The sequence below is a fragment of the Pseudomonas sp. NBRC 111139 genome (assembly GCF_001753955.1).
Taxonomy (GTDB): domain Bacteria; phylum Pseudomonadota; class Gammaproteobacteria; order Pseudomonadales; family Pseudomonadaceae; genus Aquipseudomonas; species Aquipseudomonas alloputida.
The window spans coordinates 113308-133891 of record NZ_BCBP01000025.1; the positions used below are offsets into that span (position 1 = coordinate 113308).

Sequence of the window (20584 nt, forward strand, 5' to 3'; positions counted from 1 at the left end):
CCGAAACCGCACCCAGAGCCAGCGTGGTCGAGGCCGACCCGCAGGTGATCGGCACCGCGCCACTGGCGCCCGAAGCCGATGGCTTCCTCGACCCGCTGCGTGAGCTGAAATTCAACCCGGGGCTGGACCAGCGCGAGTTCGAGCGCTCAACCCTGCAGGCGCTGAACGTGTACGACCCGCTGGAGTCGATCAACCGGCGCATCTACCACTTCAACTACCGATTGGACCAATGGGTGCTGCTGCCGCTGGTGAGTGGCTATCAGTATGTAACCCCAAAGTTCGTGCGCACAGGGGTGAGCAACTTCTTCAACAACCTTGGCGATGTGCCGAACCTGTTCAACAGCGTGTTGCAGCTCAAAGCCAAGCGCTCGGCAGAAATCACTGCGCGACTGATGTTCAACACGATTATCGGCGTGGGTGGGCTGTGGGACCCGGCGACCAGCATGGGCCTGCCGCGCCAGAGCGAGGACTTTGGCCAGACCCTGGGCTTCTATGGCGTGCCGGATGGGCCGTACCTGATGCTGCCGGTGCTAGGCCCATCGAACCTGCGCGATACCACCGGGCTGGTGGTGGACTATGCGGGAGAGCAGGCGGTCAACTACCTGAACGTGGCCGAAGCCAGCACCGATCACCCGGAAATCTTCGCCCTGCGTGTGGTGGACAAGCGCTACACCACCAACTTCCGTTATGGCCAGCTGAATTCGCCGTTCGAATATGAAAAGGTGCGGTATGTGTATACCCAGGCGCGCAAGTTGCAGATAGCCGAGTAAGCCTGCTGCGGCCCTTTCGCGGGTGAACCCGCGCCTACACAGGTATTGGCGCAACCCCTTGTCGCGAAAGGGCCCGCACAGGCAACATCAAATCCCCAGGAATTCGCAAAGCTCGCGCTTCTTGGCCAAGGCATCCTTGCGCCCCAGCTCGATCAGTTCACTGCAATAGCTGGCCTCGAACAGCAAATAGCTCAACACCCCCGCCCCGCTGGTGCGCGTCGCCCCCGGCCCCCGTAAAAACAGGCGTAACGCCGCCGGCAACTCGCGGCGGTGCCGAGCGGCAATCTCATCCAGCGGCTGGCTGGGCGCCACCACCAACACGTCGATCGGTGCCAGCCCCAGGCGCCGGGCATCCAGGTGCGCCGGCAACAGCCCGCTCAAGTGGTTGAGGCGCTGCAGCAGTTCGATATCGTCTTCCAGGCTGTCAATGAACGTACTGTTGAGCAGGTGCCCGCCGATCTGCGCCAGGCTCGGCTGCTGCCCGCTGAACACACGCTGGGGCGGCACCGGTGGCGCTGGCCGCTGCGGGTTTCCGCTGACCCCGACCACCAGCACCCGGCTGGCGCCCAGGTGCAAGGCCGGGCTGATCGGCGCCGACTGGCGCACTGCACCGTCGCCGTAATACTCGCCGCCCAGTTGCACCGGGGCGAACAACAGCGGGATCGCCGCACTGGCCAGCAAGTGGTCGATGGTCAACGGTGCGGGTACGCCGATACGCCGATGGCGCAGCCAGGCCTCGATGGTGCCGCGGCCCTGGTAGAAGGTCACCGCCTGGCCAGACTCGTAGCCAAAGGCGGTCACCGCCACGGCGCGCAGTTGCTCGGCGGCCAAGGCGTGGCCGATGCCATCCAGGTTCAGGTGCGTTTGCAGCAGGCTGCGCAATGGGCTGCTGTCGAGCAACGCCACGGGGGCCTGGCCGCCCAGCCCCAGCAGGCTGTGGCCGACGAAGCGGCTGGCCTGGCGCACGACCCCGGGCCAGTCGCTGCGGATGACCAGATGGCTGCGAAAATTCTGCCAGAAGGCAGTGAGCCGTTGCACGGCCTCGTTGAAGTGCACGGCACCACTGGCCAGGGTGACGGCGTTGATGGCCCCGGCGGAGGTGCCGACAATGACCGGGAACGGGTTGTGCGCGCCGGCGGGCAGCAACTCGGCGATGCCCGCCAGCACGCCGACCTGGTAGGCAGCGCGGGCGCCGCCGCCAGAAAGGATGAGACCGGTTACCGGGGGTGGAGCCATGGCGTCCTTCCTGGGGTCAAGGTGCTTTCATGCCCGGCCTCTTCGCGGGTGAACCCGCTCCCACAGGGCCCCGCAATATGCAGAACCCGTGGTAATCCTGCAGGAGCGGGTTTACCCGCGAAGAGGCCAGGCCTGCTTACAAGGTTCAGCGCTTTTTCTTGTCATACAGCCGCGGCGCCCCTTCGGGCCGCGACTTGAACCGCCGGTGCGCCCAAAGGTATTGCTCGGGGCACTCGCGCAACACACGTTCAACCCACTGGTTGATGCGCAGGCAGTCGGCTTCCTCGCTCTCGCCGGGGAAGTGCGTCAGCGGCGGGTGGATGACCAGACGATAGCCGCTGCCATCCTCCAGGCGCTTCTGGGTGAACGGAATCACCTGCGCCTTGCCCAGCCGGGCAAACTTGGTGGTAGCGGTGACCGTCGCTGCGGGGATGCCAAACAACGGTACGAAGATGCTCTGTTTGGCGCCGTAGTCCTGGTCCGGTGCGTACCAGATCGCCCGGCCCGAACGCAGCAGTTTGAGCATGCCACGCACGTCCTCGCGCTCCACCGCCAGCGAATCAAGGTTGTGACGCTCGCGGCCGCTGCGCTGGATGAAGTCGAACAGTGCATTGCCGTGTTCGCGGTACATGCCGTCGATGGTGTGCTGCTGGCCGAGCAGCGCGGCGCCGATTTCAAGGGTAGTGAAGTGCACCGCCATGAGGATCGCACCCTGCCCCGCCTGCTGGGCGGCCTGCAGGTGCTCAAGGCCCTCGATATGGGCCAGGCGCGCCAGCCTGGCCTTGGGCCACCACCAGCTCATGGCCATTTCGAAGAAGGCGATGCCGGTAGAGGCGAAGTTGGCCTTGAGCAAACGCTGCCGTTCGTCGACCGACAGCTCCGGGAAGCACAGCTCCAGGTTGCGCGCGGCGATGCGCCGACGTTCACCGGCAAAGCGATACATGACGGCGCCCAGCGCGGCACCGATCTTCAGCAGCACCCGGTACGGCAACTGGACCACCAGCCACAGCAGGCCCAGGCCCAGCCACAGGCCCCAGAACTTGGGGTGAAGGTAATAGGGACGAAAACGCGGGCGTTCCATTGAAGCATCCGGAAAGACAAAGGCCGCGCATTCTACAACGGATCAGCGCATGTTGCGGGCAACCGGTGTTCTCGTTATAAGTCAGGGCACTTTTTTCGCAACAAGCCGTCTATGCAGACCATGAGCCCAAACCACACACCCGACACCGCCTCCGTGTTCCAGCTCAAGGGCAGCATGCTCGCCATTACGGTACTGGAACTGGCGCGCAATGACCTTGAAGCCCTCGACCGCCAATTGGCGGCCAAAGTCGCCCAGGCCCCGAACTTCTTCAGCAATACACCGCTGGTGCTGGCGCTGGACAAGCTGCCGGCCGACGAAGGGGCAATCGACCTGCCCGGCTTGATGCGGATCTGCCGACACCACGGCCTGCGTACCCTGGCCATCCGTGCCAACCGCATCGAGGACATCGCCGCCGCCATCGCCATCGACCTGCCGGTGCTGCCGCCGTCGGGGGCCCGCGAACGGCCGCTGGAGCCCGAGCCCGAGGTGGTCAAAAAGCCCGAGCCGGCCCCGGCGCCAGCACCTGCCCCCGAACCCGAGGTGCGCCCGACCCGCATCATTACTTCGCCAGTACGCGGCGGCCAACAGATCTATGCTCAGGGCGGTGATCTGGTTGTGACGGGTTCGGTCAGCCCAGGTGCGGAACTTCTGGCCGATGGCAACATCCATGTGTACGGCGCCATGCGCGGCCGCGCCCTGGCCGGCATCAAAGGCAACACCAAGGCGCGTATCTTCTGCCAGCAGATGACCGCCGAAATGGTCTCGATCGCCGGCCAGTACAAAGTCTGCGAAGACCTGCGCCGGGATCCGCTGTGGGGGACCAGCGTGCAAGTCAGCCTGTCTGGTGACGTGTTGAACATCACCCGTCTTTAACGGATACTTGCCAGCATTTTTAGAGCAACTTTTTTACCGTTGCCTTTATTTAGCTATTTCAGTTTTTTGCAGGGACAAGTGTCCCGACTATTTTTAGGGGTGAAACACCTTGGCCAAGATTCTCGTGGTTACTTCCGGCAAGGGGGGTGTGGGCAAGACCACTACCAGCGCCGCCATTGGTACCGGCCTCGCACTGCGCGGCCACAAGACCGTCATTGTCGACTTCGACGTGGGCCTGCGTAACCTCGACCTGATCATGGGCTGCGAACGCCGCGTGGTGTACGACTTCGTCAACGTGGTCAACGGCGAAGCCAACCTGCAACAGGCCCTGATCAAGGACAAGCGCCTCGAGAACCTGTACGTGCTGGCCGCCAGCCAGACCCGTGACAAGGACGCGCTGACCCAGGAAGGCGTGGAAAAGGTACTGATGGACCTGAAGAAGGACTTCGAGTACGTCATCTGCGACTCGCCGGCCGGTATCGAAAAAGGTGCTCACCTGGCCATGTACTTCGCTGACGAAGCCATCGTGGTGACCAACCCGGAAGTTTCGTCGGTACGTGACTCCGACCGCATGCTGGGCATTCTGTCGAGCAAGTCGCGCCGCTCCGAAAACGGTGAAGAGCCGATCAAGGAGCATTTGCTGATCACCCGCTACCACCCGGAGCGCGTGGTCAAAGGCGAAATGCTGAGCGTGGCCGACGTGGAAGAAATCCTGTCGATCAAGCTCAAGGGTGTGATCCCGGAATCGCAGGCCGTCCTCAAGGCGTCCAACCAAGGTATCCCGGTCATTCTCGATGACCAGAGCGATGCCGGCCAGGCCTACAGTGATGCGGTCGACCGCCTGCTGGGCAAAGAGAAGCCGATGCGCTTCATCGATGTACAGAAGAAGGGATTCTTCGAGCGCATTTTCGGGAGCAAATAAACCATGAACCTTTTTGACTTCTTTCGTGGCAGACAGAAACAGACCAGCGCGTCGGTAGCGAAAGAGCGTCTACAGATCATCGTGGCGCACGAGCGCGGCCAACGCAGCGAACCGGACTACCTGCCCGCGCTGCAGAAAGAACTGCTGGAAGTGATCCGCAAATATGTGAACATCGGCAACGATGATGTGCATATCGAGCTGGAAAACCAGGGCAGCTGCTCGATTCTGGAGCTGAACATCACCCTGCCGGATCGCTGATCCGCGTAGTCGACAATTTGGGGCTGCCTTGCAGCCCTTCGCGGGCAAGCCCGCCCCTACAGGGGAACGCATATCCTTTGTAGGAGCGGGCTTGCCCGCGAAGGGCCGCAAAGCGGCCCCAGCGTTTACTGCTATTTTCGTGAGACCTGCAATGCCGCTGTCGAATGTCCAGATCCTCTTCGAAGACGCCGCCATCCTGGTGATCAACAAACCGACCCTGCTGCTGTCGGTACCTGGCCGTGCCGAGGACAACAAGGACTGCCTGATCACCCGCCTGCAGGAAAACGGCTACCCCGATGCGCTGATCGTGCACCGTCTGGACTGGGAAACCTCCGGCATCATCCTGCTGGCCCGCGATGCCGACAGCCACCGCGAGCTGTCGCGCCAGTTTCACGACCGTGAAACCGAAAAAGCCTACACCGCACTGTGCTGGGGCCAGCCGACGCTGGACAGCGGCAGCATCGACCTGCCACTGCGCTACGACCCACCGACCAAACCACGGCATGTGGTGGACCACGAGCAGGGCAAGCACGCCCTGACCTTCTGGCGTATCGTCGAACGCTGCGGCGATTACTGTCGGGTGGAGCTGACGCCAATTACCGGGCGTTCGCACCAGCTGCGCGTGCACATGCTGTCGATCGGGCACCCGCTGCTGGGTGATCGGCTGTACGCCAACCCGCAAGCCCTGGCGGCCCATGAGCGGCTGTGCCTGCATGCCTCGATGCTGAGCTTTACCCACCCGGTGTCCGGGCAGCGGTTGAAGTTCGAGTGCCCGGCACCGTTCTGATTTCGCAGGGCCTGTACCGGCCTCTTCGCGGCTGAAGCCGCCCCCACAGGGACCGCGCGGCGCTCAGGGGCTGTGTAATACCTGTGGTAGCAGCGTTAGCCGCGAAGATGCAGACACAAATTGTCGACATTCTGCGTTAAACTCGCGCCACTGCTGTCTGGAGTGAGCTATGCGCGACGCACTGAATACCGGCCTCATCGAATTTCTCAAGGCCTCCCCCACGCCCTTCCATGCCACCGCCAGCCTGGTCCAGCGCCTTGAGGCGGCCGGCTACAAGCGCCTGGACGAGCGCGACAGTTGGGACCCCGAGACTGGCGGCCGCTACTACGTCACCCGCAACGATTCTTCAATCATCGCCATCAAACTGGGCAAGCAGTCGCCGCTGCTCAATGGCATCCGCATGGTCGGCGCCCACACTGACAGCCCGTGCTTGCGGGTCAAGCCTCAGCCCGAGCTGCAGCGCCAGGGCTTCCTGCAACTGGGCGTGGAAGTGTATGGCGGCGCGTTGCTGGCACCCTGGTTCGACCGCGACCTGTCGCTGGCCGGCCGCGTCACCTACCGCCGTGACGGCAAGGTCGAAAGCCAGCTGATCGACTTCAAGCTGCCAATCGCGATCATCCCCAACCTGGCGATCCACCTGAACCGCACCGCCAACGAAGGCTGGGCGATCAACCCGCAGAACGAACTGCCCCCCATCCTCGCCCAAGTGGCCGGTGACGAACGCATCGACTTCCGCGCCCTGCTCACCGAGCAACTGGCCCGCGAGCACGAGCTGATCGCCGACGTGGTGCTGGACTACGAGCTGAGCTTCTATGACACGCAGGACGCCGCGCTGATCGGTCTGAATGGCGACTTCATCGCCGGCGCCCGCCTGGACAACCTGCTGTCGTGCTACGCCGGTTTGCAGGCCCTGCTGGCCGCCGACAGCGACGAAACCTGTGTGCTGGTGTGCAACGACCACGAAGAAGTCGGCAGTTGCTCGGCCTGCGGTGCCGATGGCCCGATGCTGGAGCAGACCCTGCAGCGCCTGCTACCCGATGGCGACGCCTATGTGCGCACCCTCCAGCGCTCGCTGATGGTATCGGCCGACAACGCCCACGGCGTGCACCCCAACTATGCCGACAAGCATGACGGCAACCACGGGCCGAAGCTCAACGCCGGGCCCGTGATCAAAGTGAACAACAACCAGCGTTACGCCACCAACAGCGAGACTGCCGGGTTCTTCCGCCACTTGTGCATGGCCGAGGAAGTCCCGGTGCAGAGCTTTGTGGTGCGCAGCGACATGGGCTGTGGCTCGACCATCGGGCCGATCACCGCCAGCCACCTGGGTGTGCGCACGGTAGATATCGGTTTGCCGACCTTTGCCATGCACTCCATTCGCGAGCTGTGCGGCAGCCATGACCTGGCGCACCTGGTGAAGGTACTGACCGCGTTCTACCGTAGCCGCGAACTGCCTTGATCTAAGCAGGCCCGGCCTATTCGAGGCGTCGAACCGCCGCGAATAGGCCGAGCCTGCTTACACATGCTCAAGGTCAATCACGCCTCGCTTGCCAAGCGCTATGCTTGTTACATGGCCCCACTGCAAAAGGATTGCTGTCCATGTCCCCGTTCCTGTCACTGTTCGTCCCGGTGTTCCTGTTCCTGATGCTGCTGACCATCGGCTTCAGCATGCGCGAACGCAACATCGGTGTACTGATGATGTGGGTCGGCACCTTGGGTATTTTCGGCCTCACCTGCTGGAAGATCCTCGAGAAACTGCCGACATAAACCTCTACACTCGGTCAATCGTTTGACCTGAGGTAGATTTGCCAGTGCCTGCCCTCCTGCGTTACCTGTTCCTGTTGCTTTTGCTGTTCATCGCCCCGGTACAAGCGGCGGGCTTGCCTGGCCTGCTGGGCGGCAGCGCGCCCGCGCAGCCAGAAGCCACCGAGCCGCTGGGCAAGTCGCTGGACGAGGTGATCAAGAACCTCGAAAACGACCAGCAACGGGCCAAGCTGCTGGCCGACCTGAAAAAACTGCGCGACGCCACCCGGCAATCGCAACCCAGCGTTGAACAGGGCGTGCTCGGCCTGATCGGCGGTGCCCTGCATGACTTTGAAAAACAGTTCAGCGGCGATGCCAGTCCATTCCACCGCTGGGCCGCGGAAATCGAACAAGCCCAGGCCGAACTGACCGAGCTGGTGGTGCCCGTGCACCAGTGGCCGCCAATCCTGTTCGGTTTTGCTGCAGTGATTGTCGTGTGGAGTGTGCTGGCCTACGCCTTCAACTGGGTCGGCCATCGGGTACGCCTGCGCTTTGGCCTGAGCGAAGAACTGCCACAGCACCCGCGTACCTGGGACCTGGTGCGCTTTGCCTTGCGCAAGCTCGGCCCCTGGCTGGTAGCGCTGGTGTTCACGGTGTACCTGAGTTTCGTGCTGCCGCCATCGCTGGGCAAATCCCTGGCCATGGTGCTGGCCTACGCACTGGTGGTCGGCACCTGCTTTTCGGCCATTTGCGTCATCGCCTTTTCCTTGCTGGACGGCCCACACCGCCACCGCGCCCTGCACATCCTGCGGCGCCAGGCGTTTCGCCCGTTGTGGCTGATCGGCAGCTTCGCCGCGTTTGGCGAGGCGATGAGCGATCCACGCATGCTGGTTGCCCTCGGTACCCACCTGGCCCACGCCCTGGCTACCCTGGCCAATGTGATTGCGGCACTGTGCACCGGGCTGTTCATCCTGCGCTTTCGCAGGCCGATTGCCCACCTGATCCGCAACCAGCCACTGTCGCGGCGCCTGACCCGACGCACCCTCAGCGATACCATCGAGATCCTCGGCAGCTTCTGGTTCATTCCGGCGCTGATCCTGGTGGCCATTTCGCTGTTCGCCACCTTCGTCTCCGCCGGCGACACCAGCACCGCACTGCGGCAGTCGCTGATGTGCACGGTGCTGGTGGTGGTGTGCATGGTGCTCAACGGCCTGGTGCGCCGCCATGCCGCCAACCCCAAGCGGGCCGGCAAGCGCCAGGCGGTGTACACCGAGCGCCTGCGCAACTTCGGCTACCTGCTGGTGCACCTGTTCATCTGGCTGGTGTTCATCGAGTTGGGCCTGCGCGTGTGGGGCGTGTCGATGATCAGCTTCGCAGAGGGCGATGGCCATGACATCAGCCTGCGCCTGCTGGGCCTGGCCGGCACACTGATCGTGGCCTGGCTGGTGTGGATCCTTGCCGACACCGCCGTACACCATGCCCTGGTGCGCTCGCGCCGGGGGCTGGCCAACGCCCGTGCGCAAACCATGATGCCGTTGATCCGCAACGTGATGTTCGTGGTCATCTTCATCATTGCGGTCATCGTCGCCCTGGCCAACATGGGCATGAACGTCACCCCGCTGCTGGCCGGTGCCGGTGTGATCGGCCTGGCCATCGGTTTTGGCGCCCAGTCGCTGGTGGCCGACCTGATCACCGGCCTGTTCATCATCATCGAAGATTCGCTGGCCATCGACGACTACGTGGATGTCGGCGGCCACCTGGGCACGGTGGAAGGGTTGACCATTCGTACCGTGCGCCTGCGCGACATCGACGGCATTGTGCATACCATCCCGTTCAGCGAAATCAAGAGCATCAAGAACTACTCGCGGGAGTTCGGCTACGCGATCTTCCGCGTGGCAATCCCGCACAGCATGAACATCGACCAGGCGATCACGCTGGTTCGCGAAGTGGGGCAGAAGCTGCGCAATGACCCACTGATGCGCCGCAATATCTGGTCGCCGCTGGAGCTGCAAGGGGTGGAGAGCTTCGAGTCAGGGTCGGCGATCTTGCGGGCGCGGTTCAAGACCGCGCCGATCAAGCAGTGGGAGGTGTCGCGGGCGTTCAACCTGGCCTTGAAGCGGCAGCTGGATGAAGCCGGGCTGGACCTGGCGACGCCGCGGTTGTCGGTGCAGGTGGTGACAGCCGGTGGGGGTGGGATGACAGAGGCCGGCTCGTAGGAGCGGGTTTACCCGCGAAGAAGGCAACACCTCATCCAGCCTGGGCCCGAATGCGGATCGCATCATGCCGCCAATACTCGAGGTCACAGTCGATCAAGTGCCCATGCTGATCGCTGTTGACCCGGGTAATGTGCAACCCCGGGCTGCCCGCCGACACTTTCAAAGCGCTTGCCGCCTCCACCGGCAACGCTGTCGGCAGGATCTCGAAGCACACCTGCCCGTACTCGATGCCATACACCCGCCCATAAATCTCGGTCAGTGACTGCGCCAGGTCGTGTTCGAGAATGCCTGGAAAGTACCGGGGATTGAGGTAATGCTCGGCATACAGCACCGCCCGCCCGTCAATCCGCCGTAACCGGCAGACGCGCACCACGCTGGACAACGCCGGCAGCTGCAAGCGTGCACAGATGGCCGCCGATGCCGGCTGCAGCCTCGCCGACAGCAGTTCGGTACTGGCCACCCGCCCCTGATCGCGCACCATGGCATGGAAGTGGCTGCGCTCGATCAGGTCGTAGGTCAAGCGCTGCGGCGCAACGAACCAGCCTCGGCGCTCTTCGCGGTAGATCAAGCCTTGGGCCTCCAGCTGCACCAACGCCTCACGCAGGGTAATGCGCGTGGTGTCGAACACCTCGCTGAGCCGCCGCTCGGCCGGCAGCTTGCCGCCCGGCGCCAGCAGGCCATGCTCGATCTGCTCCTGCAGGGCATGGCAGATGGCTGTTACCGCACGCGGGGGCGTCGACTGCATCGAAAGGTTACCTATCTGGACTAGTCCAGCCCCATCACAGGGCAGGTTGAGAATAGTGCAAGCCTAGGCAGGGCTGATGAACATCCTGTGACAAAGCTTGGGCCAGGCACTGCCAGAAACGCGCCAAGCCAGCAGAACCGGGGCGATTACCTGGTCTACGCTGTAGCTTCAGGGCCCTTGCCGGCCCCCTCCCTACATCAAACTGTCACGCAAGCGGCCTACTTTGGCTCAAGGTTTGCTGACCTAGACCAAAGGTGCCAGTCAAAGGCTTGCAACGGCTTTACCCAGAACAACGATCGCAAAGGCACCCACCCAAAGGAGCTTCGGATGAAAAAGTTCTTCATGGCGTCACTGCTTGGTTCGGCCATCGCGTTGTGCACCACGGCCATGGCCGCCGGCACTGACCTCAAGGCCCTGGAAGACGCCGCCCGCAAGGAAGGCACTGTCAACAGCGTGGGCATGCCCGACGCCTGGGCAAACTGGAAAGGCACCTGGGAAGACCTGGCCAGCAAGTACGGCCTCAAGCACAGCGACACCGACATGAGCTCGGCCCAGGAACTGGCCAAGTTCGAAGCCGAGAAGGACAACGCCAGCGCCGACATCGGTGACGTGGGTGCCGCCTTCGGCCCGATCGCGGTGACCAAGGGCGTCAGCCAGCCTTACAAGCCAAGCACCTGGGACCAGGTGCCGGAATGGGCCAAGGACAAGGACGGCCACTGGGCGCTGGCCTATACCGGCACCATCGCTTTCATCATCAACAAGGACCTGGTCAAAGAAGGCGACCGCCCGAAAACCTGGCATGACCTGGAAAAAGGCAAGTACAAGGTCGCCATCGGTGACGTCGGCACCGCCGCCCAGGCCGCCAACGGTGTGCTGGCTGCGGCCATCGCCTACAAGGGTGACGAAACCAACGTGGCGCCGGGCCTGCAGCTGTTCACCAAGCTGGCGCAGCAGAAGCGCCTGTCACTGGCCAACCCGACCATCCAGACCCTGGAAAAAGGCGAAGTGGAAGTTGGCGTGGTGTGGGACTTCAACGGCCTGAGCTACCGTGAACAGATCGACCCCAAGCGTTTTGAAGTGCTGATCCCCTCGGACGGCTCGGTGATTTCCGGCTATACCACGGTCATCAACAAGTACGCCAAGCACCCCAACGCGGCCAAGCTGACCCGTGAATACATCTTCAGCGACGCCGGGCAGATCAACCTGGCCAAGGGCCATGCGCGGCCGATCCGGGCCGAGCACCTGAAGCTGCCGGCGGATGTGCAGGCCAAGCTGCTGCCCAACGACCAGTACGGTGCCGCCCAGCCGATCAAGAATGCCGAAGCCTGGGAAGCCACCTCGAAGAAACTGCCGCAGATGTGGCAGGAGCAGGTGATCATCGAGATGGAGTAAGGGGCTGGGCTTTGTAGTGCCTGATCCGGCCCTTTCGCGGGTAAACCCGCTCCTACACAGGGATACGCGATACATGTAGGAGCGGGTTTACCCGCGAAGGTGCCAACGCGGTTCATGACTGGAGAAAACATGCAACACAACGTCATCCTGGTCCTGCTTGACGGCCTCAACTACCAGGTCGCCCACCATGCGATGGGCCACCTGCACGCCTACGTCGAAGCAGATCGCGCCGCGCTGTACCGCGTGGAATGCGAGCTGCCCTCGCTGTCGCGGCCGCTGTACGAATGCATCCTCACCGGCGTGCCGCCGATCGACAGCGGCATCGTGCACAACAACATTAACCGCCTGTCCAACCAACGCAGCGTGTTTCACTACGCCCGCGAGGCCAACCTGGGCACCGCGGCGGCGGCTTATCACTGGATGAGCGAGCTGTACAACCGCTCGCCCTTCGACCCGCAGCGTGACCGCCACACCCACGCGCCGAAGCTGCCGATCCAGCACGGGCTGTTCTACTGGGACGACCGCTACCCCGATTCGCACCTTCTGGCCGATGGCGAGTACCTGCGCCGCCGCCACGCCCCCAACTTCCTGCTGGTGCACCCGATGAGCGTTGACGACGTGGGTCACCGCCACGGCCTGGACAGCAGCCAGTATCGCAACGCTGCGCGCAGCGTCGACATCCTGCTGGCCGACTATCTGCCCGGCTGGCTCGAAGAGGGCTACCAGGTATTGGTCACCGCCGACCACGGCATGAACAACGACCGCTCGCACAACGGCCTGCTGGCTGAAGAACGTGAAGTGCCGCTGTTCGTCTTCGGCGACGCCTTCAGCCTGGACCCGGCCGCCAAGCCGCTGCAAACCGAACTGTGCGGCACCATCTGCGAGCTGCTGGGCGCCGCGCACGACAAGACGGTTTGCCGGGAGTTGCTGAAGTGAATGGCGGCATGCGTGGCCGCTACCTGGCCCTGCTCTGCCTGCTGCCGTTCGCCGTGTTCTTCGTCATTTTCCAGGTCGCCCCGCTGGCCTGGGTGGCGATCAACAGCCTGCAATCAGAGGCCGGCTGGGGCATCGACAACTTCAGCAAGGTGTTCGCCTCCAAGTTCTACCTGCAGGCGTTGCAACGCAGCCTTGAAATCAGCTTCTGGTCGAGCGTGTTCGGCATCGTCATCGCTACCCTCGGCGCCTACTCGCTGCGCCAGGTGGACTCGAAGCTGCGCGACTTCGTCAGCGCCTTCGCCAACATGACCAGCAACTTTGCCGGCGTACCGCTGGCCTTTGCCTTCATCATCCTGCTTGGCTTCAACGGCGCGCTGACGCTGCTGCTGAAGCAGGTCGGCCTGCTGGAAGACTTCAGTATCTATTCCAAAAGCGGGTTGATCCTGGTGTACACCTACTTCCAGATCCCGCTGGGCGTATTGCTGCTGTACCCCGCCTTCGACGCCCTGCGCGAAGACTGGCGCGAGTCAGCCGCGCTGCTGGGCGCCAACCACTGGCAGTACTGGCGACACATCGGCCTGCCGGTGCTGGCCCCGGCACTGCTGGGCACCTTCGTCATCCTGCTGGCCAACGCCCTCGGCGCCTACGCCACCGTGTACGCACTGACCACCGGCAACTTCAACGTACTGCCAATCCGCATCGCCGGCCTGGTGGCGGGCGACATCAGCCTCGATCCGAACCTGGCCAGCGCCCTGGCGATGGTGCTGGTGGGGCTGATGACGCTGGTCACGGTGGTGCATCAATGGCTGCTGAAAAGGAGCTACCATGCGCGCTGACATTCGTTCCGGCGGCTGGTACCACCGCCTCGTGGTCTACCTGCTGTTCCTGATCCTGCTGCTGCCCCTGGCCGGCACCCTGCTCTACTCGCTGGCCACCAGCTGGTCGGCGAGCCTGCTGCCCAGTGGCCTGACCCTGAAGTGGTATGCGGCGCTGTGGAGCGAGCCGCGTTTCCTTGCCGCGTTCGGCCAGTCGCTGCTGGTGTGCGTAGGCGCACTGCTGCTGTCGGTGGTGCTGATCTTGCCACTGCTGTTCGTGGTGCATTACCACTTCCCGCGGCTCGACGCGCTGATGAACATCCTCATCCTGCTGCCATTCGCGGTCCCGCCGGTGGTGTCGTCGGTGGGGCTGCTGCAGCTGTATGGCAGCGGGCCGATGGCCATGGTCGGCACACCGTGGATCCTGATCGGCTGCTACTTCACCATCGCCCTGCCGTTCATGTACCGGGCCATCACCAACAACCTGCAGGCCATCAACCTGCGCGACCTGATGGACGCTGCGCAGTTGCTCGGCGCCAGCACCTGGCAGGCCGCACTGCTGGTGGTGCTGCCGAACCTGCGCCAGGGCCTGATGGTGGCAGTGCTGCTGTCGTTCTCATTCCTGTTCGGCGAATTCGTGTTTGCCAATCTGCTGGTCGGCACCCGCTACGAGACCCTGCAGGTGTACCTGAACAACATGCGCAACAGCAGCGGCCACTTCAACAGCGCGCTGGTCATCTCCTACTTCGCCTTCGTGCTGGTACTGACCTGGGTCGCCAACCGCCTGAACAAGGACAAGACCTGACATGAGCTTCGTCAGCGTACAGAAACTGCAGAAAAGCTACGCCGGCAGCCCGGTGTTCGAGCGCATCGACTGCCACATCGAACGCGGCGAATTCGTCACCCTGCTCGGCCCGTCCGGCTGCGGCAAGTCCACCCTGCTGCGCTGCATTGCCGGGCTGACCTCGGTGGACAGCGGGCAGATACTGCTCGACGGCCACGACATCGTGCCGCTAAGCCCGCAAAAGCGTGGCATCGGCATGGTGTTCCAGAGCTACGCGCTGTTCCCTAACATGACCGTGGAGCAGAATGTCGCCTTCGGCCTGCGCATGCAGAAGGTCAAGGCCGATGAAAGCCAGCTGCGGGTACGCGAGGTGCTGGAGTTGGTGGAGCTGGGCAAGTTCGCCGGGCGCTACCCGCACCAGCTTTCCGGTGGCCAGTGCCAGCGCGTGGCCCTGGCACGCTCACTGGTCACCCGCCCGCGCCTGCTGCTGCTCGACGAACCGTTGTCGGCGCTGGATGCGCGTATCCGCAAGCACCTGCGCGAGCAGATTCGCGCCATCCAGCGCGAACTGGGGCTGACCACCATATTCGTCACTCACGATCAGGAGGAAGCGCTGACCATGTCCGACCGCATCTTCCTGATGAACCAGGGGCGCATCGTCCAGAGCGGCGATGCCGAAACCCTCTACACCGCCCCCGTGGACCTGTTTGCCGCCGGCTTCATCGGCAACTACAACCTGCTCGACGCCGACAGCGCCAGCCGCCTGCTGCAGCGCCCGGTGGCCAGCCGCCTGGCGATCCGCCCAGAGTCAATCACCCTAGGCGTGCACGGCGAGCTGGACGCCGAGGTGCGCAGCCACAGCCTGCTGGGCAACGTGATCCGCTACCGGGTGCGGGTGCGCGACGTGGAGCTGGTGGTCGATGTGCTCAACCGCTCGCCGGCCGACTTGCATGCGGACGGAAAACGGGTAAGCGTGTCGATCGACCCCACTGCGCTGCGGGAAGTGGCTTAAGGAGACTCAACACAATGGCACTGGCAATTTTCGATCTGGATGAAACCCTGATCCACGGCGACTGCGCATCACTGTGGAGCGAGCAGATGGCCCGGCTGGGCTGGGTCGACGGCAAGGATTTCCTGCGCCGCGACCATGAACTGATGGAAGCCTATGGCAGGGGCCACCTGCAGATGGAGGACTACATGGCCTTCAGCCTGGAACCGATTGCCGGGCGTACCCTGGAAGAAGTCGAGCACCTGGTGGCACCGTGGGTCGAAGAAGTGATCGAGCCGATCATCTACGGTGACGCCTGCCGCTGCATTGCCGAGCACCGCAAGCGTGGGGATCGCATCCTGATCATTTCCGCTTCGGGGACGCACCTGGTCGGGCCGATTGCCGCGAGACTGGGCGTGGATGAATACCTGGCCATCGAGCTGGAGGCAGTGAACGGGGTGTACACCGGCAAGACCCACGGGGTGCTGACCTATCGTGAGGGCAAGATCACGCGGTTGCTGGAATGGCTGGATCAGGAGCAGGAGAACCTGGAGGGCGCGAGTTTCTATTCCGATTCGAGGAATGACTTGCCGTTGTTGTTGAGAGTGGATCACCCGCATGTGGTGAACCCGGATGCGGTGTTGCGCGAGCATGCCGAGATCAATGGGTGGCCGATTCTGAGCTGGAGCTGAAGGTCTTTGTGGGCTGTGCCGGCCCCTTCGCGGGTAAACCCGCTCCTACATCGCACAGTGTTCAAATTATGGCGATCCCGATGTAGGAGCGGGTTTACCCGCGAACGGGCCAGGCCTGCTTACACCAGGCTAGGGTCGATCACCATCACCAGCTTGCCCGACACCTGGTTGGTCTCCAGCTCGGCATACGCCGCCTGGGCAAACTCCACCGGGTAGGTATCGACCAGCTGCGGCGACAACCGCCCCTCGGCGAACAGCGGCCATACTTGCTGCTGCAGTTCGCGCAGCAACTCGGCCTTGAAGCCGTCATCACGGTTGCGCAGGGTGGAGCCGGTAATTTCCAAACGCTTGCCCAGCACCTGGGCCAGGTCCAGTTCAAACTTGCGTCCGCCCATCAGGCCGATGATCACCCAGCGCCCGTCACGGGCCAGCAGCTTGAGGTTCAGCTCACCGTAGCCAGCGCCGACCGGGTCGAGAATCACATCGAACGGGCCGAAACCTTCCAGCGCGTCCAGGTTCTCGTTACGTACCACACCCCCCGCAGCGCCCAGCGCCTGGCAGTAGGCCAGGCGGTCCTGCGAACCGACGCTGACCCATACCGGGCTGCCGAACGCCTTGCACAGCTGGATGGCGGCCGAGCCAACGCCACTGGCGCCGGCGTGCACCAGCACCTTCTCGCCAGCCTTCACTGCACCGAGCTGGAAGATGTTCAGCCAGGCGGTGGCATACACCTCCGGCAACGCTGCTGCTTCATGCAGGCCAAGGCCCTCGGGCACCGGCAGTACATGACGGGCGTCGACCACCACTTCCTCGGCCATGGCGCCACTGGCCAGCAGGGCGCAAACGCGGTCACCCACGCGCCAGGCGGCACCAGCCCCCACTTCTTCAACCACCCCGGAACACTCCAGCCCCATGTATGGGCTGGCACCTGGTGGTGGCGGGTACAACCCTTTCATCTGCAGCAGGTCGGCGCGGTTCAGCCCCGCAGCGGCCACGCGAATGCGCACTTGGCCCGCGTCACAGGTCGGGCGTTCGGCCTCGACCCACTCCACATGTCCGTCAACGCCTTGCAATGCCTTCACAGTGCCTCCATAGTTGAATCATGACTGGGCCTGAGGTCGCTTACCTCAGGCCTTTTGCAGTATTTGCCCGGCTCCATGGAACCGGCAACGGAAAAGACGGCCTACTATGCGTGATCAATTGCCTCCACGTCGAATCAGCATGAAGCATTTCCTTCCAAGCACCGCACTGGCTGTGATGATCGGCCTGGGCAGCCTCACGCTCGGCGGCAATGCGGCGGCCGCCAACAAGTGGGACAGCCTGCAGCCCGACCGCGACGAGATCGTCGCCAGCCTCAACGTGGTGGAATTGCTCAAGCGCCACCACTACAGCAAGCCGCCCCTGGACGATGCCCGTTCGGCCATTATCTACGACAGCTACATCAAGCTGCTGGACCCGGCGCGCAGCTACTTCACCGCTGCCGACATTGCCGAATTCGATAAATGGAAAACGCAATTCGACGATTTCCTCAAGAGCGGCAACCTGGACCCGGGCTTCACCATCTACAAACGCTACCTCGACCGCGTCAAGCAACGCCTGGACTTCGCCCTTGCCGAGCTGAACAAGGGCGTGGACAAGATTGACTTCACCACCAACGAAACCTTGCTGATCGATCGCAAGGATGCGCCGTGGATGAAGAACCAGGCCGAGCTCGATGACTTGTGGCGCAAACGCGTGAAAGACGAAGTGCTGCGCCAGAAGATCGCCGGCAAGGAACCCAAGCAGATCCAGGAAACCCTGATCAAGCGCTACAAGAACCAGCTCGCGCGCCTGGACCAGACCCGTGCCGAGGACATCTTCCAGGCCTACATCAACACCTTTGCCCAGTCCTACGACCCACACACCAACTACCTGTCGCCGGACAACGCCGAAAACTTCGACATCAACATGAGCCTGTCGCTCGAAGGCATTGGTGCAGTGCTGCAAAGCGACAACGACCAGGTCAAGATCGTGCGCCTGGTGCCAGCAGGCCCGGCAGCCAAGACCAAGCAGGTGGCCCCGGCTGACAAGATCATCGGCGTGGCCCAGGGCAACAAGGAAATGGTCGACGTGGTGGGCTGGCGCCTGGACGAAGTGGTCAAGCTGATCCGCGGCCCGAAAGGCTCGGTGGTGCGCCTGGAAATCATCCCGGCCAGCAATGCGCCTAGCGACCAGACCAGCAAGATTGTGTCGATCACCCGTGAAGCGGTGAAGCTTGAAGAACAGGCGGCGAAGAAGTCGGTGCTCAAGCTCAAGCAGGACGGGCGTGACTACAAGTTGGGCATCATCGAGATCCCGGCCTTCTACCTGGACTTCAAGGCCTACCGCGCTGGCGACCCGGAGTACAAGAGCACCACGCGTGACGTGAAGAAGCTGCTCACCGAACTGCAGAAAGAGAAAGTCGACGGCGTGGTCATCGACCTGCGCAACAACGGCGGCGGCTCGCTGCAGGAAGCCACCGAGCTGACCAGCCTGTTCATCGAGAAAGGCCCGACCGTGCTGGTACGCAACAGCGACGGCCGCGTCGACGTGCTGGAAGACGAAAACCCGGGGGCCTTCTACAAGGGCCCGCTGGCACTGCTGGTCAACCGCCTGTCGGCTTCGGCATCGGAGATCTTCGCCGGTGCCATGCAGGACTACCACCGCGCGCTGATCATCGGTGGCCAGACCTTCGGCAAAGGCACCGTGCAGACCATCCAGCCGCTCAACCATGGCGAGCTGAAGCTGACCCTGGCCAAGTTCTACCGGGTTTCCGGGCAGAGTACCCAGCATCAGGGGGTGCTGCCGGACATCGACTACCCCTCGATCATCGACACCAAGGAAATCGGCGAGAGCGCCCTGCCAGAGGCCATGCCGTGGGACACCATCCGCCCGGTGGTCAAGCCTGCGGCCGATCCGTTCAGGCCGTTCCTGGCCCAGCTCAAGGCGCAGCATGAGGCGCGCAGCGACAAGGATGCCGAGTTCACCTACATCCGCGACCGCCTGGCCCTCACCCAGAAGCTGATGAACGAAAAAACCGTCAGCCTCAACGAGCAGGAACGCCGTGCACGCCACGACAGCATCGAGGCCAAGCAACTGGCGCTGGAAAACACCCGCCGCAAGGCCAAGGGTGAAGAGCCGCTGAAAGAGCTGAAGAAAGAGGACGAAGATGCACTGCCGGTCGAGGATGAAAACACCAAGCCGGAAGACGACGCTTACCTCGCGGAAACCGGTCGCATCCTGATCGACTACCTCAGTGCCAGCACCAAGGTGGCCAAGAAGTAAGGCACCTCAGCAATGATGGCAGAATAATGCGACCTGTCATCAAACAGTCATCGCGCTGTCGTGAAATATGAGGGCCGGGCATGCAGATGCCCGGCCCTCATTTTTCAGGAATCCATCATGACCGTTGCCGAACAGCTCAGTGCCTTGAGTGCCATCCTGGCTCAACGCCGTATTCACAGTCTGTTCCAGCCAATCATGTGCCTGAGTGAACATAGGGTGTTTGGCCATGAGGCGCTGAGCCGTGGCCCATCCAATAGCCCGCTGCATGCGCCGCTCAACCTGTTCACCATCGCCCGCCAGGCCGGCCGCCTGACCGAGTTGGAAGCCGCTTGCCGAGAAAGCGCCTGCCGACGCTTCAGCGAGCAGCAACTGCAGGGCAAACTGTTTCTCAACATCTCACCCGAATCGCTGCTGGAGCCGCACTACCCCTCTGGCCTGACCCTGAAACTGCTCGAACAGGTTGGCCTGCCGCCCAACCGGGTGGTGATCGAGTTGACCGAGCACACGCCCACCGACGACTTCCAGCTGCTGTCCAATGCCCTGCACCACTATCGCGACATGGGCTTCTCGATTGCCCTCGACGACCTGGGCGCGGGCTATTCCAGCCTGCGCCTGTGGTCGGAGCTGCGCCCCGAATACGTGAAGATCGACCGGCATTTCATCGACGGCATCCACCGTGACCCGCTCAAGCGCGAGTTTGTAGGCTCTATCTTGCAGATTGCCCGGGCATCGAAGGCACAGGTGATTGCCGAGGGCATCGAGTTGGCGGAAGAGCTGGCGGTGCTGGTGGAGATGGGCGTGGACCTGGTGCAGGGTTATTTGCTAGGGCGGCCACAGGAGATGGGGGTACGCGACAGCGGGCTTTTACCAGCACTGACGCAGGTGCCACTGGCTGAACAACCGACAGTGCACTTGAATGCCACGATCGGGCAGCTGCTGGAGCTGTTTGGCCGATACCAGCACCTGGAGGCATTGGAAGTGGTGGATGCCGATGGCAGGGGGTGCGGGTTGATTCACAGGGATGCGCTGCCTGTGCCGGCCTC

Annotated in this window: 20 protein-coding genes; 16 read left to right on the forward strand and 4 right to left on the reverse strand. The window is 63.0% G+C overall.

Going from position 1 to position 20584, the window contains the following annotated elements; translation table 11 throughout:
- Positions 1-23: 23 nt before the first annotated feature.
- On the forward strand, positions 24-770 hold the full coding sequence (locus BJQ17_RS09035; RefSeq protein WP_050543061.1) for a VacJ family lipoprotein: 747 nt from the start codon (positions 24-26) through the stop codon (positions 768-770).
- Between the two features lie 87 nt (positions 771-857).
- Here the strand turns inward: BJQ17_RS09035 and BJQ17_RS09040 are convergent, their stop codons facing one another.
- Both BJQ17_RS09040 and BJQ17_RS09045 read right to left on the reverse strand, forming a co-directional pair.
- Positions 858-2006, reverse strand: a complete 1149-nt coding sequence (locus BJQ17_RS09040; protein ID WP_004575812.1) for a patatin-like phospholipase family protein — start codon at positions 2004-2006, stop codon at positions 858-860.
- 145 nt (positions 2007-2151) lie between these two features.
- The gene (locus BJQ17_RS09045; RefSeq protein WP_070095921.1) at positions 2152-3087 is read right to left on the reverse strand and encodes a lipid A biosynthesis lauroyl acyltransferase; all 936 of its coding nucleotides are present in this window, start codon (positions 3085-3087) and stop codon (positions 2152-2154) included.
- Between the two features lie 111 nt (positions 3088-3198).
- Between BJQ17_RS09045 and minC the strand changes: the two genes are divergently transcribed.
- From minC to BJQ17_RS09075, 7 genes are all read left to right on the forward strand, one after another.
- Complete coding sequence (minC, locus tag BJQ17_RS09050; protein WP_060539004.1) at positions 3199-3960, forward strand: septum site-determining protein MinC; 762 nt, start codon at positions 3199-3201, stop codon at positions 3958-3960.
- 109 nt (positions 3961-4069) lie between these two features.
- Complete coding sequence (gene minD / locus BJQ17_RS09055) at positions 4070-4882, forward strand: septum site-determining protein MinD (protein ID WP_003252574.1); 813 nt, start codon at positions 4070-4072, stop codon at positions 4880-4882.
- Positions 4883-4885: 3 nt separating this feature from the next.
- Entirely contained in the window at positions 4886-5140 is a 255-nt protein-coding gene (minE, locus tag BJQ17_RS09060) for a cell division topological specificity factor MinE (RefSeq protein WP_003252572.1), read from the forward strand.
- A 151-nt stretch (positions 5141-5291) separates the two neighbouring features.
- Positions 5292-5927 (forward strand): RluA family pseudouridine synthase, encoded by a 636-nt coding sequence (locus tag BJQ17_RS09065; RefSeq protein WP_070095922.1) that lies wholly within the window; start codon positions 5292-5294, stop codon positions 5925-5927.
- Positions 5928-6096: 169 nt separating this feature from the next.
- Positions 6097-7386, forward strand: a complete 1290-nt coding sequence (locus BJQ17_RS09070) for a M18 family aminopeptidase (protein WP_003252567.1) — start codon at positions 6097-6099, stop codon at positions 7384-7386.
- Between the two features lie 140 nt (positions 7387-7526).
- Complete coding sequence (locus tag BJQ17_RS31595) at positions 7527-7694, forward strand: hypothetical protein (RefSeq protein ID WP_003252566.1); 168 nt, start codon at positions 7527-7529, stop codon at positions 7692-7694.
- 44 nt (positions 7695-7738) lie between these two features.
- Positions 7739-9886, forward strand: a complete 2148-nt coding sequence (locus tag BJQ17_RS09075; protein ID WP_003252564.1) for a mechanosensitive ion channel family protein — start codon at positions 7739-7741, stop codon at positions 9884-9886.
- Between the two features lie 31 nt (positions 9887-9917).
- Here BJQ17_RS09075 and BJQ17_RS09080 read toward each other — a convergent pair whose 3' ends face one another.
- Entirely contained in the window at positions 9918-10631 is a 714-nt protein-coding gene (locus BJQ17_RS09080; protein ID WP_003252562.1) for a UTRA domain-containing protein, read from the reverse strand.
- A 327-nt stretch (positions 10632-10958) separates the two neighbouring features.
- Between BJQ17_RS09080 and BJQ17_RS09085 the strand changes: the two genes are divergently transcribed.
- The 6 genes from BJQ17_RS09085 to BJQ17_RS09110 all read left to right on the forward strand — a co-directional run bounded on the left by BJQ17_RS09085 (position 10959) and on the right by BJQ17_RS09110 (position 16238).
- On the forward strand, positions 10959-12023 hold the full coding sequence (locus tag BJQ17_RS09085; protein ID WP_003252561.1) for an ABC transporter substrate-binding protein: 1065 nt from the start codon (positions 10959-10961) through the stop codon (positions 12021-12023).
- A gap of 129 nt (positions 12024-12152) precedes the next feature.
- Positions 12153-12959, forward strand: a complete 807-nt coding sequence (locus tag BJQ17_RS09090; RefSeq protein WP_003252558.1) for an alkaline phosphatase family protein — start codon at positions 12153-12155, stop codon at positions 12957-12959.
- Positions 12960-12967: 8 nt separating this feature from the next.
- Positions 12968-13795, forward strand: a complete 828-nt coding sequence (locus BJQ17_RS09095; RefSeq protein ID WP_012053417.1) for an ABC transporter permease subunit — start codon at positions 12968-12970, stop codon at positions 13793-13795.
- The gene (locus BJQ17_RS09100) at positions 13785-14579 is read left to right on the forward strand and encodes an ABC transporter permease (RefSeq protein WP_003252553.1); all 795 of its coding nucleotides are present in this window, start codon (positions 13785-13787) and stop codon (positions 14577-14579) included. The genes BJQ17_RS09095 and BJQ17_RS09100 overlap by 11 nt, the downstream gene beginning before the upstream one ends.
- Before the next feature lies 1 nt (position 14580).
- Complete coding sequence (locus BJQ17_RS09105) at positions 14581-15570, forward strand: ABC transporter ATP-binding protein (protein ID WP_003252548.1); 990 nt, start codon at positions 14581-14583, stop codon at positions 15568-15570.
- Between the two features lie 14 nt (positions 15571-15584).
- A complete protein-coding gene (locus tag BJQ17_RS09110; protein ID WP_003252546.1) occupies positions 15585-16238 on the forward strand; it encodes an HAD family phosphatase in 654 nt (217 codons plus the stop codon).
- Positions 16239-16357: 119 nt separating this feature from the next.
- Here the strand turns inward: BJQ17_RS09110 and BJQ17_RS09115 are convergent, their stop codons facing one another.
- Positions 16358-17320, reverse strand: a complete 963-nt coding sequence (locus BJQ17_RS09115) for an NAD(P)H-quinone oxidoreductase (RefSeq protein ID WP_003252545.1) — start codon at positions 17318-17320, stop codon at positions 16358-16360.
- 139 nt (positions 17321-17459) lie between these two features.
- Between BJQ17_RS09115 and BJQ17_RS09120 the strand changes: the two genes are divergently transcribed.
- Together BJQ17_RS09120 and BJQ17_RS09125 are read left to right on the forward strand one after the other, a co-directional pair.
- Complete coding sequence (locus BJQ17_RS09120) at positions 17460-19541, forward strand: carboxy terminal-processing peptidase (RefSeq protein WP_003252543.1); 2082 nt, start codon at positions 17460-17462, stop codon at positions 19539-19541.
- A 117-nt stretch (positions 19542-19658) separates the two neighbouring features.
- Positions 19659-20584: EAL domain-containing protein (locus tag BJQ17_RS09125; RefSeq protein ID WP_070095923.1), on the forward strand; the 926-nt coding region annotated here is incomplete at its 3' end.